This window comes from Algibacter sp., from assembly GCF_039977455.1.
Lineage (GTDB): Bacteria > Bacteroidota > Bacteroidia > Flavobacteriales > Flavobacteriaceae > Algibacter_B.
The window spans coordinates 109,938-124,619 of record NZ_JBDWDG010000020.1 but is presented as its reverse complement, the minus strand read 5'-3'; the positions used below and the strand labels follow the sequence as shown (position 1 = coordinate 124,619).

Below are 14,682 nucleotides of genomic sequence, written 5' to 3'. Positions count from 1 at the left end.
ATCTTGAGCGCAGTCGAAAGGTTACAACTCCTCACTCCCAAAAATTCGCTGTGGGCTTTCCTCTTCTATCCCATGCGCAACCCTACCCAGCTATAGTAATTATTAAACCTATTTTTTATGTCCATAAAACATTTTCCAAAACACCACTGCCTACCGGCAGAATTACGCGACAAAAACCACTACAAATTTTTAAGTAACTATTATATGCCTTATGCATTCGTTAAATCTGTGTCAATAAAATCTTAAATAAAAACAATCTCTCTATATTTGTTAAACTATAACGTTTGCGTAATTATGGAGTGTATATCTGTTTTCGACATGTTAAAAATTGGTGTTGGGCCTTCTAGCTCACATACCCTAGGCCCTTGGCGAGCCGCCGAACGCTGGATTAAAGAATTAAAAGATGCCAACACACTCCATTTGGTTGAAAGCATCACGGTCGATTTATTTGGATCCTTATCATTAACAGGTAAAGGACATGCCACAGATTATGCTGTAATGCTAGGTTTAACCGGAGCCAATCCAGAAACCATCCCTACCGAAAACATTAACGATATCATTTCTAAAATAAAAAACACCAATACCTTAGTCTTTAATAATGAACGTAATTTAGAGTTCAACCCTAAAACAGATATTGTTTTTAATAAAAAATTCTTGCCTTTTCATGCCAATGCATTAAAATTTACGGCAGTATGTAATGGAAAAAAAACAGCTTCAACATTCTATTCCATTGGAGGTGGCTTTGTTGTAAAAGAAGAACGAAAAAATTCTAAAAGAAATTTCGAAATTAAATGCTCCTTCCCTTATCCTATAGAAAAAGGTACTGAGTTACTTCAGTTTTGTAAGACTTTAAATAAGCCAGTCTCTCAAGTTGTTTTAGAAAACGAAAAATCAATTCGCCCAGAATCCGAAATTGATGCAGAGCTAAAACGTATTTGGGATACCATGCTAGACTCCATGTACACGGGTTGCCATACAGAAGGTAATCTTCCTGGCGGTTTAAATGTAAGACGACGTGCATTCGATATTCATAAAAACCTGGTAGGTGAATCGCCATACACCAATGCTGTGGAGTGGATTTATAGTATACGAGATACCGAAGTTAAATTTCGTCAAATCTTAAAATGGGTAAGTTCCTTTGCTTTAGCAGTTAATGAAGTTAATGCGTCATTAGGTCGTGTTGTTACTGCTCCAACTAACGGAAGTGCTGGTGTTATTCCTGCTGTTTTAATGTATTATTTAGTGATAGAAAATCATGATGGTGATTTTGAGGATATAAAACGTTTTTTACTAGTTTCTAGCGAAATAGGAAGTATATTTAAAAAAGGAGCTACTATAAGTGCAGCCATGGGTGGTTGTCAAGCAGAAATTGGAGTATCGTCGGCCATGGCAGCAGGTGCTTTAACAGAATTACTAGGAGGCACAGCAGAACAAGTTTTAATAGCTGCAGAAATTGCCATGGAACACCATTTAGGTTTAACCTGCGATCCTATTGGCGGTTTAGTTCAAATACCATGTATAGAACGTAATGCAATGGGCGCCATTAAAGCAATAAATGCCGCAGAACTAGCCTTAGATACCGATCCAGAAAATGTAAAAGTGCCTTTAGATAAAGTGGTAAACACCATGTGGGAAACAGCAAAAGACATGCATTCTAAATATAAAGAAACTAGTAAAGGTGGCTTAGCTGTTGGCGTTTATTTAACAGACTGCTAAGGTTAAGGGTATTGTCGAAGTTGCAGTTTTCCGACGCCATCAAAATCTAAAAAATAAAGTCTTTAAACTCAAGTACTGAAACGTTGTGAATATTTCCTTAATAGTAAATGAACGCTTTGTTTTCTTCAGCTTTTGGATTCATTAATTTTCTCTGTTGTCACTTCTCTCTACGCTCTATACTCTTTTCTACTTTCCATTTTTCATTTGCCCTTTGAATAACAAAAATTACTTATCAACGTAAATTAACTTAATAATTCTTACCAAAACAACTGACAATCAACCCTCAAAACTCACAACAAAGAAAACTATTAAAGTATCTTCTTTATTTAGTATTTTTACAAACGAATTAAATTTAAAATACATGTCTGTAGCAAAAAAAGAATACAAACGCATTACCGTAAAAACATTAGTAGATATGAAGGCCAATGGTGAAAAGATATCTATGCTTACGGCCTACGATTATACCATGGCAAAAATAGTAGATGGTGCAGGTATTGATGTTATTCTTGTAGGCGATTCTGCCAGTAATGTTATGGCTGGACACGAAACCACATTACCAATTACATTAGACCAAATGATTTATCATGCCTCTTCTGTAATTCGTGCTATAGACAGATGTTTGGTTGTTGTAGATTTACCTTTTGGAAGCTACCAAAGTGATCCTAAAGAAGCCTTACGCTCTGCCATTAGAATCATGAAAGAAAGTGGCGCTCATTCGGTTAAACTCGAAGGTGGTAAAGAAATTAAAGAATCTATAAAACGTATTTTAAACGCAGGAATTCCGGTAATGGGTCATTTAGGTTTAACACCACAATCCATTTATAAATTTGGAACTTATACCGTTCGTGCCAAAGAGGAAGAAGAAGCCGAAAGATTAATTGAAGACGCTAAAATGCTAGAAAAAGTAGGCTGTTTTGCTATTGTTTTAGAAAAAATCCCTGCTAAACTTGCTAAACAAGTAGCTGAAAGTGTTAGTATTCCAATTATTGGTATTGGAGCGGGACCAGATGTAGACGGTCAAGTACTTGTATTACACGATATGCTAGGCATGACACACGAATTCAACCCGCGTTTTTTACGTAGATATTTAAGTTTATATGATGAAATGACTACCGCTATTTCTCAATATGTGGATGATGTAAAAAGTGCCGATTTTCCTAATGAAAGTGAGAAATACTAGTAATCAGTTACCGTTGTCGCTATATTCAGTTTTACTCCTAGGTTTTAAAACTTTGGGCGAAAAATAAAATAATAGAATTCGTGTCTAAAAAAATTCTTTCCAATAAAAATAACCTACAAGTCCTATTTGAAGACAACCACATTATAGTGGTTAACAAACGAGCGGGCGATATTGTACAAGGTGATAAAACGGGTGATAAACCACTAAGCGATGTTGTAAAAGAATATATAAAAGACAAATACAACAAACCGGGAAACGTATATTTAGGAACTGTTCACAGACTAGACAGACCCACCACAGGGCTTGTTATTTTTGCAAAAACAAGCAAAGCTTTACCTAGGTTAAATAAGTTATTTGTTTCAAAAGATATTAGTAAAACCTATTGGGCTCTAGTAAAAAATGAACCACCAAAATATGAAAACACACTTGTTAATTGGCTAAAAAAGAATCCTAAAAACAATAAGTCTAAAGCACACACCAAGGAAGTACCTGAAAGTAAAAAAGCTATTCTTCATTATAAGGTAATAAAGAAATTAGACAACTATTTTCTGCTAGAAGTGAACCTTGAAACAGGACGACACCATCAAATTCGTGTACAGCTATCAAATATAGGTTGTCCAATTAAAGGAGATTTAAAATACGGTTTTGATAGAAGTAATAAAGACGCTAGTATTAGCTTACACGCTAGACATATCGAATTTGTTCATCCTGTAAAAAACGAACCTATTTCTATTGATGCTCCGTTACCAGATGATGCCATTTGGAATGCTTGTCTTTAATTTTTCTTATCTTTAAAGGAAAACTTTGAAATCAATTTCAGAACTAATTTCTCTTCAAAACGCGTGCTTCAAATCCCAAAAGACTAAGGATATCGCCTTTCGATTATCGCTATTAAAAGCCTTAAAAAAAGAAATTTCAACTCAGGAACAAAACATTTTAGACGCCTTATATAAAGACTTTAAAAAATCAGCGTTCGAGGCTTACTTAAGTGAAATAGGCATAGTAATTTCCGAACTAAACTTAGCCATTAAACACCTTAAAAAGTGGGCAAAACCTAAACGTATTAAAGCCTCATTACTAACCTTTCCTTCCAAAGATTATATTTATAAAGAACCCTATGGAACTGTGCTTGTTATAGCTCCTTGGAACTACCCTTTTCTGTTAGCCATGGAACCTTTAATAATGGCTATTGCAGCAGGTAACACTGTCGTTTTAAAACCAAGTGAATTAACTAAAAACACATCAAAAGTAATTACCACACTGATTAAAAATGTTTTTCCGGAAAACATGGCAACTTCAATTGAAGGTGGTATAGATACTTCAACCGAGTTACTTGCTCAAAAATGGGATTTTATATTCTTTACCGGTAGCACAACGGTTGGCAAAATAGTAGCAAAGGCAGCTGCAAAACATTTAACGCCTACTATTTTAGAACTCGGTGGTAAATCGCCTTGTATTATTGATGAATCGGTTGACTTAAAACTAGTAGCAAGACGCTTGGTTTGGGGTAAATTTTTAAATGGCGGACAAACCTGTATTGCACCAGATTATATTATTGCAAAATCTAGCATTAAGCAAAACCTTATTGAGGCCTTAAAAGCTGAAGTTAAAAACAGATATGGTAGTAACCCTAAAGATTCTGTAGACTTCCCAAGAATTGTAAATCAGAAAAACACTTTAAGACTTGGCGAATTAATCAAAGATTCTAACATTGTTTTTGGTGGCGATATAGATGTAACTAATTGCTACATCGCTCCTACTTTAATTGATGAACCTAATTTGGAAAGCCCAATAATGCAAGAAGAAATATTTGGTCCTATTTTACCCATATTAGTTTATGAAACACAAGCTGATATTGAAAAAATTATATGGCATCTAGATAAGCCTTTGTCGCTATACGTATTTTCTAATAATTCATCATTTTTAAAAGAAACCCTTAATAAATTTAGTTTTGGTGGCGGTGTAATTAACGATTTACTTATACATTTCGGAAACCACAGATTACCTTTTGGAGGCGTTGGCGCTAGTGGTATTGGGGAGTACCACGGAAAACATGGCTTTAATGCTTTTTCTAATACAAAACCTATTGTAAAACGTGGTAATTGGTTTGATCCTTCATTTAGGTACGCTCCTTACAAGGGGAAGGTTAGCTTGCTAAAAACTGTTTTTAAGTATTTTGGGTAACGTTTTGTTTACGCTAGGAACGGTTAATACAAAATACCCTAGCTTTAATTCATTCTTAAAATTAAAAATGTTATAATTGCCCTTAAATTAATGGATAATTAAGTACCAATTGCACACCGTTACCTGGTTTAGAAGTTAATTCGAAATCGGCATGTATTAAAGCGGCTCTACTTTTCATATTAATTAAACCAGAACCTTGTTCAATATCCTTAACATCAAAGCCTTTACCATCATCGGTTGCTGTAATAATTATGCGTTCTGGCTTATAATTTAAAGTAATTCCAATATTTTTAGCTCCTGAGTATTTAACGGAATTTGACAAAAACTCTTGCAGTATCCTAAACACAATAATTTCGTGTTTTCGGTCTAAAAAATTGACTTTATCGCCAATAATTTTTAATTCTGCGGATGTAAACTTCATTTTTTTCATCCTATCCAACTCATTAGTGATGGATTTTTCGAAACCAATATTCAAAATAACATCGTTATTAAGAGTTTTTGAAAGTGCACGAACTTCTTTTAAACCATTACTAAGCGCCTCAGTAGTATCTTTAAATTTATCTTTCACATCGTTTGAGACTTGCATTTTTAAGATACTTAATTGCATGCTAGCAAAGGACAATAACTGTCCCACATTATCATGTAATTCCCAACCAATATTTTTTAACGTTTGTTCTTGAGCCTCGGTTTGCGCCTGTATTATTTCAGCTTCAAACGCCTGTTGCTGCCTTATTTTATCTTGAAGTAATTTATTTTTTCGTTTTTGAAACACCACAAAAAACACAATAACTATTGATGTAATGATAATTAAAACCATTATCATATACACCAACAAATAGCGTTCAGAAGCTGTACTAACTAATTTTTCTCCGGTCTGCACCATAATAAAGCAAAGGTATATGTTAAATACATAAACGTATTAGAAAATAAATAAATTAATTTTTGCAAAGTAATATAATTAATATCTCCAAAAAATTCTGGATGCCTAAAAGGTTTAGAAATATCAACCGATCCGTAATACAAACTGTAAAACGTAAGTGGTGTAGTAATTAACCACCAAATAAAAATAACTATAGAAATGTAAAAATTTAATGAGTTATAAAAAACCAAAACCTTATCGCTATGCAATAATTCAACAAGATAAAAAACACTACAGGTAAGCACCAATATTGCTCCAATAGCATTAAAAACAGGAAAAGATATTTGAAAGAAGTCTTCCCAATTAAAAATAATATATACTATTGAAAAGCCTAAATAAGAAAACCCCGCATACTTCAACACGGACTTAAACCATTCATTTTCAATAATTTTAATGTAATAAAAATTAAAAAAAAGGATAGCACCAATTTTCCAACATAAGGTATACAGCCAAAAGTTTTTTTCAATTAATGTACCAATTAAAAAATCTAAAATCTTATCTGGTCTCACATATCTTATATAACCACCTACCAGTTCTAGAACAACGATATAAACTAAAAAGAATATAAAATACCTAGCTGCTGTATCCTTAAATTTTTTATAAACTAAGAGTCCAGTTACAGCGGCTATTATTTCAACACTCTTAGTAAGGAAGTTATAATTCTCAATTAAAAAGTCTTCCATTATACTTTATTAATTTCTTGTTCTGGTTTACACCATATTAAGGCAAATGTAAAAGTTGAATACATAAATATATTAGCACATAAAAAAATACGTCTTTTTAAATTAACAAAATCCCAATCTGCTATAGTATTATAATTTTCGAAAAAAATAATAGGTGTAATAATTAACCACCATAAGAAAAGCCCAATACTAGCATAAAACCCAAATGTTTTAAATATTTGTAATATAGAATCGCTTTTTAAAAACTCTATTAGGTACAAAGAGATACAAATAAAGGTAGTAATAAGACCAAGTATTTGATAAATTTTTGGATGCGAATGCATGAACAACTCAAAATAAAGGAAAAAATGTCCAAGCATACTAATCGAAAATAAGGCCCCAATAATTTTAATGGCAACCTTAAAAGAATCTAGTTTAATTATGGAATAAAAATAATATAGTACAAATACTATACTTCCAAAAAACCAAAACAGATTATACCAATTCAATGAATTAACACCTGTACTTCTAATTATTTGTACGGGAGGAAATTTAGGAAAGTATATTAAAGAAGCTCCGAAAATTTCCACCATAAAAATATAAACCAAAAAATAAATAAAGTATCGGGTTGTGGTGTTTTTATATTTCTTAATACATAGCAACCCAACAATTGCAGTCAAAAATTCTAAAGCGTAAATAATAAAATTAAAATTACGCGTTAAAAAATCAATCATAATGTAAGTTTATTTTTTATACTTTTTGGTCTGCACCATATTATAGCAAAGGTAAAAGTTGAGTACATGGTAATATTAGCAATTAAATAAATTAAAAACCTTAATTTAATATAATTATAATCTTTATGAAGTAAATAAATATCAAATAAAACAATTGGTGTTATAATTAACCACCAAATAAAAATGGCAAAACTGATATAAAAATTAAGTGATTTATAAAAAACTAATAATTTATCACTTTGTAGAACCTCAATAAAATAAAATACGGTACAAAGAAATATAATAAACGCACCAAAAATACTTATTGGAGGAAAAAATCTAATAAAATAGTCTTCAAAATTTAAAAGTATATACACCGTAGAAAAAAGCAGAAAAATGAAACCACTAAATTTTATAATAGTTTTAAATATTTTATTAGATAGTATTTTGTTGTAGTAGAAAACAAAAAACAAAATAGCTCCTATTTTCCAATATAAAGTAGACCACCAATAATTATTTTCAAACACTGTTCCATTTAAAAATTGTAAAAACCTTCCTTTTCTAGTAAAAAAGGAATACGTATTAATAAAATCGCATACAGAAAGGTAAATCAAAAAATATATAAAATACCTCGCATGAGTAGATTTATATTTCTTAAAAAATATAATTCCAGTAAGAGCCGCAATAATTTCTACGGCTCTGGTAATGCTCCATCTATGTTGGTATAAAAATTCTTCCAAAAAAAGTATTCCTATTGTGGATAACCATTATCACCTCCGCCGCCATCATTTAACGGTGGTGCTGGAATATCTGAATCACTTGGTGGTAAAAACATATTTAAACTACTAGCTTTCGATTTAGATTTTGGTCCTGTGGGTACCATAAACATGGTGTTTCTATTTTTTTTAGATGCTTTTTCACTAGCTCCATAATTTCCTAAGTATATACGAACACCGGTCATTTTATAGCCTAAGGTGTCGGATTTTGCTTGAGCATAAGCTAAATATTCGTTTACGTCCTTTAATGACCACCATACCGAACGCATTTTCTTTCTTGGCCCTTCAACAGCAATAGTAGAATCAATTTCAGTTTCATTATTTTTTTCCCAATTAGCACTTAATACTTTAGCTTCGGTTACCGAAATAGTATCCTTTGGTATTACATATTCCGATCCCATCGTTAGCTCACCATTAAGGGGCCTTGGACAAAAATAATAAGTTAAAATTGCTCCAATGACGAATCCAAAAATGACTGGTCCTAATTTTTTCATGTTTTGTTAGTTAAGGTTAATAATAGCTCTATAAAAGTAGTAAAAAAGAATTAACTTCATGGTAAAATAGGCTTTACCAAATGATTGCAATTTATTTATGTGGGAAAACCAAGCATACTCCCCATTCCTACTGTAAACAACCAACTTCCATAGATGGCATGCTCGATGGAAACTAGAAGTGTAGAATGTGTTTTTTTAAAGGTATAAGCAAATAATAAACCACCAACAAAAGTTAAAACAAGAACCAATTCACTTCCAAAAAACAAATGTGCTAATGCAAATAAAACGGCATTTAAAAACAAAAAAAGGGTTTCGTTTTTAAATAAACTATAATACCTTTTAAAAAAAAATGTTCTAAACAATAACTCCTGTGGATATACCGAAAACACACTATAAACAAACAGAAGAATACCCCATTTTAAAGGTTTATGTAATAATACACCATAAAGAGAAGCACTATCGGTTATCCAAACAAACCCTGTAGTTAAAAAGGCAATTAATAGCAATTTGATACTTGTTATTTTCCAGAATGGTATCCATTTTATGCTCTTAGATACTTTAAATTTTAATTGTTCAACCCTTAACAGCACATAAACAACATAAACAAAGCCTAAAAAACCAACACTTAATTTTAGCCAAGGCGAATAAGGCACCACAAAACTTATTGGGATAACTATAAAAATAATAACAAACTCTATAATTTTATATGTAACAGATTTCATTTAGAAACTAATAGCGTTAGTGTATTTTACTTCGGAAATAACAAACATACTATGCGTACTACCTATATGGTTTATATTAGTAAGTTTATTAACCATAAACTCTCGGTATTCAGCCATATCCTTAACAATAATTTTAAGTAAATAATCGTAATCACCACTTAAATGATAGCACTCTAAAACCTCGTTTATAGAAGTTACTTCTTTCTCAAAACGTTTTACAAACTCCTGACTATGCTGCAAGAGTTTTACATGGCAAAACACTACAAAACTCCGCCCTACTTTTTCTTTATTAACAACAGCTACGTAACTATTTATATAACCTTCTTTTTCCAGTTTTTTAATTCGTTCGTAAACAGCGGTTACCGATAAACCTAATTTATTAGACAGTTCTTTATTGGTTTGTTTACTATCCGCTTGGATATATTCTAGTAATTTTTTGTCGGTATTATCAAATATCATAATTTAAAAAATGTCGTTAAATAAGCCTATTGCACTACTAATTTAAACTTTTAATCTAACAAATAGATAATTTTTAGTTTTATTTTCTAATTACCTAACAAACTATTGTTTATAAATCTAAAATTACAGAATATTGTATTAAACCTAAAATCCATATTATGTCATTTAATCCAGCTAATAATATTCAAGACTTACAGTATTTTGGAGAGTTTGGAGGCGTTAATCCTTCAATTTCAGACTCATCAACCTATACGTTTCTTTCGGCAAAAACCATGTTTGATACCTTTGAAGGAAATGCAGATGGCTGCTATCTATATTCACGTCATTCTACCCCTTCAAATTTATATTTAGGCGAAGCATTAGCTGCTATGGAAGGTACAGAAACCGCTAATGTATCTGCCTCTGGAATGGGTGCCATAACACCAGTTGTACTTCAGTTATGTGGTGCAGGAGATCATATTATTTCTAGCAGAACCATTTATGGAGGCACCTATGCTTTTTTTAAAAATTTCACTCCAAGATTCAACATTAAAACAACGTTTGTTGATATTACGAAACTGGATAGTGTTGAAGCATCAATAACAAAAAACACAAAAATTTTATATTGCGAGTCTGTAAGTAATCCCCTTTTAGAAGTTGCTGATATAAAAGGCCTATCTGAAATTGCCAAAAGACATAATTTAAAATTAGTGGTCGATAATACATTTTCGCCATTATCCATATCTCCAGCAACTTTGGGAGCCGATATTGTTATTCATAGTTTAACCAAGTTTATTAACGGCTCTAGCGATACGGTTGGCGGTGTGGTTTGTGGCACCCAAGATTTTATAGATGAATTGCGAAATGTAAATGATGGTGCGTCTATGCTTTTAGGGTCTACTATGGACAGCCTAAGAGCGGCTTCTATTTTGAAAAACTTAAGAACGCTTCACATTAGAATGCAGCAACACAGTAAAAACGGATTGTTTTTGGCCGAAAAATTTGAAGCAGATGGTTTAAAAACGGTCTATCCTGGACTAAAATCACATCCTTCTCACGAGTTATTTAAAAGTATGATGAATGAAACATACGGATTTGGAGGCATGCTAACCATTGATGTTGGTTCCTTAGAAAAAGCTAACGAACTTATGGAATTGATGCAACATAGAAATTTAGGATATCTTGCTGTTAGCCTTGGCTTTTACAAAACTTTATTTAGCGCTCCTGGAAGCTCTACGTCTTCTGAGATCCCGGAAGATGAACAAGAAAAAATGGGATTAAGCCATGGTTTAATTCGGTTTTCTATTGGCTTGGACGCTGATATTGAGCGCAGCTATAAAGTAATGCGTGACTGTATGGTTGAATTACATATCATATAATTCTTAAACATGTAACTCTTAAAGATACAAATCAGGAAAGTACTAAAAAACGAATTTATTATTTTAAAAAAGAGGATATTGTTGGAAGCGTAAAGGATTCTGCAAACGCTCTAAGCAGCATAACTTTTTAAATGACAGCGAGAAGTAAATAACTTACATCCTTGTATTCAATAATTTTTTAATACGGAAAATACACTTCGTCCGGAAGTAAAATCGCTGAAACGCAAGTTTTAGTTCGAAAAATAATTTTGTCTTTTTCTGTAAGCGCCTTCTTTTTTAAAACTTTTATCGAATTAGCCTTTGGACTAAATTTAATATATATCAATACATATAAAGCGGCTAAAAAAAGCACTATTACTACTGTCAAAATCATGATCTAATGTGTTATTTATTACATAGTTAGGACTCTAATTTTCAAATAAGTCACATTATTTTGAAAGAATTTAAGAAAATCGTAACATTACAACACCAAAATATTTTACATGGAAGACCAAGAAAACATTTCTGAAATTAAGGCAGACCACCAAACTATTATAGAAAATAAAGAACTTAATTTCATTGAAGCCCTTATACCGGTTGTTCTTCTAATGGCTCTATTGTTTTATAATATCTTTTTTGCCGATGGCGTGCTTTTAGGTGATTATTCCAATCAATTTATTTTATTAATAGGCGGTGGTATTGCTGCCATTGTTGGTTTTTTTAATAAAGTATCTTTAAAACGGATGTATACCGAAATTTGGGAAAATGTAAAAAGTGTTTTTATCCCAATCATGATTTTATTTCTAGTCGGTGCCTTAGCGGGTACATGGCTTGTAAGTGGTGTAATACCGGCTATGGTTTATTACGGTTTACAAGTGCTAAGCCCAGAAATATTTTTGCCCGCTTCTGTTATTATTGCAGCTATAATTTCTATTGCAACAGGAAGCTCTTGGACCACTTCTGCAACCGTAGGCATTGCGCTTGTAGGTATTGGAACCGCTTTAGGTATAAACCCTGGAATGATTGCTGGTGCTGTAATTTCTGGAGCCTATTTTGGAGATAAAATGTCGCCATTAAGCGATACCACTAACCTTGCTCCTGCTATGGCTGGAACCGATTTGTTTACACACATTAAATACATGAGCATTACAACAGTACCTACCATAATTATTACACTTGTTGTATTTGCTATTATAAGTGCTTTAATTACCACTACAGGTAGTGCCGATGTTAGTAACTTACTAAGCACAATAGACTCCACGTTTACCATTACACCGTGGTTATTTTTAGTTCCTGTTACTGTTGTTGCCTTAATTCTTTTAAAAACGAAACCTTTAATAGCCCTATGTTCAGGCGTTATTTTGGCAGCTATTTTTGCTTTTATTTTTCAAGGTACCATTCTAGATGGTTTAGGGGATTCTAAATTTTCATCCATAACAACTTCTATCCTTACAGATACTCAAATTACTACCGATAACGAAAAACTAAACGACCTTTTCTCTGCCGGAGGCATGCAAGGTATGCTTTGGACTATTTATTTAATTCTTTGTGCCATGGTTTTTGGTGGTATCATGGATGGTATTGGTGCACTTGCTAGAATTACTAGCGCATTACTTTCTGTGGCCACTTCTGTGTTTGGGTTATTTGCAAGCACCGTTATAAGTTGTTTAGGTTTAAATACTATTGCTTCCGATCAGTATTTGGCCATAGTAATTCCTGGAAAAATGTTTAAAAAAGCATACCAAGATAGAGGTTTAGCACCAGAAAATTTAAGTAGAACCTTAGAAGACTCCGGAACCGTAACATCGGTATTAATCCCTTGGAATACTTGTGGCGCATACCAATCTGGCGTTTTAGGTGTGGGTGTTGGTGAGTATTTCTTGTATGCTATTTTTAATTGGCTAAGTCCTTTTACCACGCTATTATTTGCAGCTTTAAACCTAAAAATCAGACAGTTAAAAACAATCAAATAAACCCAAACTATACAAAATCAACTTTAGTATAAATTATATCTATTCCTAGATAAAAATTTAAAATTTTATTCATTCTGATAACACATTTTCAAGTGTATATTTGCACAAGAAAAAGAACAATCAATTAATTATAAAATTTTAATAAAATGGCATTAGTAGGAAAAAAATTTCCAGATTTAAACGTTGACGCAATGAACGAAATGGGCGATACTTTTAAAGTAAACGTTCTAGAAGAAGCGGTAAACAACAAAAAGAAAGTTGTATTATTTTGGTACCCAAAGGATTTCACTTTTGTTTGTCCAACAGAATTACATGCTTTTGAAGCTGCTAAGGCAGAATTCGAAAAAAGAAACACGATTGTAATTGGAGCATCTTGTGATACACCAGAGGTTCACTTTGCATGGTTAAGTACTGCTAAAGATAACGGCGGAATTGAAGGAGTAACTTACCCAATTCTTGCAGATAGCAACCGTAACTTATCTAGCATTTTAGGTATTTTAGATATTACTAACGAAACTTACGACGAAGCTACAGGAACTGTACAAGTTGAAGGCGATAACGTTACATACAGAGCTACATATATTATTGACGAAGATGGTGTTGTACAACACGAAAGCATTAACAATATGCCATTAGGTAGAAATGTTGGTGAGTACCTTCGTTTAGTAGATGCTTTAACTCACGTTCAAGAAAAAGGAGAAGTTTGTCCTGCAAACTGGGAAGAAGGAAAAGATGCTATGAGCGCTAATGCAAAAGCAACTGCTGAGTATTTAGCTGCACATGCTAACTAATTAATTATTCCTTTTAGTAAAATCCAAATTCCAAATACTACGGATTAACAGCTTTTGGAATTTGGAATTTTACTTCTGAAAATTTAAACATTATGATACAAGAATTAAGTCAAGATAATTTAGCTGAAATCATTGCTGCTAACGATACTGTTGTGGTGCAATACTCTGCAACGTGGTGTGGTAACTGTCGTATTATGAAACCAAAAGTTAAGAAATTAGCTAGCGAGTTAGAACATATTACGTTTGTTATCGCCGACGCAGAAAAATTCCCTGAATCAAGAAAATTAGCTACGGTAGATAACTTACCAACTTTTGCAACCTTTAAAGATGGTGCTTTTGTAAACCAAACGCAAACCAATAAAGTAGATGTTTTAAAAGAATTAGTTGACGAAGTAGCATAATAAAACAACTTACGTTTTTGCAGATTACACTGAACGCAGTCGTAGTGCGGAAAAGAAAAAAATATATTAATCAATGAAATTACCAGTAATAAAACACTTAACCCAATTTATAGAAGACAATGATGAAGACTATATAGTTGAAACCATTGAAACTCTAGAAGCCTTAACCGAAGTTTCTTCGTTAAAAGATGAAGAACTAGACGTTATTGGAGAGTTAATCTCTAACATGTACGGCGCCATTGAAGTTAATAAAATGATTAAAGAAGGCTCCTCTAAAAAGGACGCCGTTAATAACTTTATGAAACGTGTTTTAGGTTCTATTGATAAATAGATTTAGAAAAAGAAAAATGACTAT

At 32.5% G+C, this 14,682-nt stretch carries 15 protein-coding genes; 9 read left to right on the top strand and 6 right to left on the bottom strand.

The window, feature by feature from the left end:
* The first annotated feature begins 294 nt into the window (after window positions 1-294).
* The 4 genes from ABJM36_RS08865 to ABJM36_RS08850 all read left to right on the top strand — a co-directional run bounded on the left by ABJM36_RS08865 (window position 295) and on the right by ABJM36_RS08850 (window position 5,080).
* Window positions 295-1,716: an L-serine ammonia-lyase gene (locus tag ABJM36_RS08865; RefSeq protein WP_348451102.1), complete on the top strand. Its 1,422-nt coding sequence runs from the start codon at window positions 295-297 to the stop codon at window positions 1,714-1,716.
* A 361-nt stretch (window positions 1,717-2,077) separates the two neighbouring features.
* On the top strand, window positions 2,078-2,896 hold the full coding sequence (gene panB / locus ABJM36_RS08860) for a 3-methyl-2-oxobutanoate hydroxymethyltransferase (RefSeq protein WP_348451101.1): 819 nt from the start codon (window positions 2,078-2,080) through the stop codon (window positions 2,894-2,896).
* Between the two features lie 80 nt (window positions 2,897-2,976).
* Complete coding sequence (locus tag ABJM36_RS08855) at window positions 2,977-3,675, top strand: RNA pseudouridine synthase (protein WP_348451100.1); 699 nt, start codon at window positions 2,977-2,979, stop codon at window positions 3,673-3,675.
* 25 nt (window positions 3,676-3,700) lie between these two features.
* Window positions 3,701-5,080, top strand: a complete 1,380-nt coding sequence (locus ABJM36_RS08850; protein ID WP_348451099.1) for an aldehyde dehydrogenase — start codon at window positions 3,701-3,703, stop codon at window positions 5,078-5,080.
* 82 nt (window positions 5,081-5,162) lie between these two features.
* Here the strand turns inward: ABJM36_RS08850 and ABJM36_RS08845 are convergent, their stop codons facing one another.
* The 6 genes from ABJM36_RS08845 to ABJM36_RS08820 form a co-directional block, all read right to left on the bottom strand.
* Window positions 5,163-5,963, bottom strand: a complete 801-nt coding sequence (locus tag ABJM36_RS08845) for a histidine kinase (RefSeq protein WP_348451098.1) — start codon at window positions 5,961-5,963, stop codon at window positions 5,163-5,165.
* Window positions 5,939-6,682 carry a hypothetical protein gene (locus tag ABJM36_RS08840; RefSeq protein WP_348451097.1) on the bottom strand — a complete coding sequence of 248 codons (744 nt, stop codon included), beginning with the start codon at window positions 6,680-6,682 and terminating at the stop codon, window positions 5,939-5,941. Before ABJM36_RS08840 ends, ABJM36_RS08845 begins: the two co-directional genes overlap by 25 nt.
* On the bottom strand, window positions 6,682-7,395 hold the full coding sequence (locus ABJM36_RS08835) for a hypothetical protein (protein WP_348451096.1): 714 nt from the start codon (window positions 7,393-7,395) through the stop codon (window positions 6,682-6,684). The genes ABJM36_RS08840 and ABJM36_RS08835 overlap by 1 nt, the downstream gene beginning before the upstream one ends.
* Window positions 7,396-8,125: 730 nt before the next feature.
* Complete coding sequence (locus tag ABJM36_RS08830) at window positions 8,126-8,644, bottom strand: hypothetical protein (RefSeq protein WP_348451095.1); 519 nt, start codon at window positions 8,642-8,644, stop codon at window positions 8,126-8,128.
* A gap of 95 nt (window positions 8,645-8,739) precedes the next feature.
* On the bottom strand, window positions 8,740-9,366 hold the full coding sequence (locus tag ABJM36_RS08825; protein WP_348451094.1) for a CPBP family intramembrane glutamic endopeptidase: 627 nt from the start codon (window positions 9,364-9,366) through the stop codon (window positions 8,740-8,742).
* Window positions 9,367-9,825: an Lrp/AsnC family transcriptional regulator gene (locus ABJM36_RS08820; RefSeq protein ID WP_348451093.1), complete on the bottom strand. Its 459-nt coding sequence runs from the start codon at window positions 9,823-9,825 to the stop codon at window positions 9,367-9,369. It lies immediately after the preceding gene.
* A 158-nt stretch (window positions 9,826-9,983) separates the two neighbouring features.
* On the opposite strand from ABJM36_RS08820, the gene ABJM36_RS08815 reads away from it, so the two are divergent.
* The 5 genes from ABJM36_RS08815 (at window position 9,984) to ABJM36_RS08795 (ending at window position 14,658) form a co-directional block, all read left to right on the top strand.
* A complete protein-coding gene (locus ABJM36_RS08815; protein WP_348451092.1) occupies window positions 9,984-11,183 on the top strand; it encodes an aminotransferase class I/II-fold pyridoxal phosphate-dependent enzyme in 1,200 nt (399 codons plus the stop codon).
* 482 nt (window positions 11,184-11,665) lie between these two features.
* Entirely contained in the window at window positions 11,666-13,135 is a 1,470-nt protein-coding gene (nhaC, locus tag ABJM36_RS08810) for a Na+/H+ antiporter NhaC (protein ID WP_348451091.1), read from the top strand.
* A gap of 146 nt (window positions 13,136-13,281) precedes the next feature.
* The gene (locus tag ABJM36_RS08805; RefSeq protein ID WP_348451090.1) at window positions 13,282-13,926 is read left to right on the top strand and encodes a peroxiredoxin; all 645 of its coding nucleotides are present in this window, start codon (window positions 13,282-13,284) and stop codon (window positions 13,924-13,926) included.
* Window positions 13,927-14,018: 92 nt separating this feature from the next.
* Complete coding sequence (locus ABJM36_RS08800; protein ID WP_348451089.1) at window positions 14,019-14,327, top strand: thioredoxin family protein; 309 nt, start codon at window positions 14,019-14,021, stop codon at window positions 14,325-14,327.
* A 73-nt stretch (window positions 14,328-14,400) separates the two neighbouring features.
* The gene (locus ABJM36_RS08795) at window positions 14,401-14,658 is read left to right on the top strand and encodes a hypothetical protein (protein ID WP_348451088.1); all 258 of its coding nucleotides are present in this window, start codon (window positions 14,401-14,403) and stop codon (window positions 14,656-14,658) included.
* Window positions 14,659-14,682 lie beyond the last annotated feature (24 nt).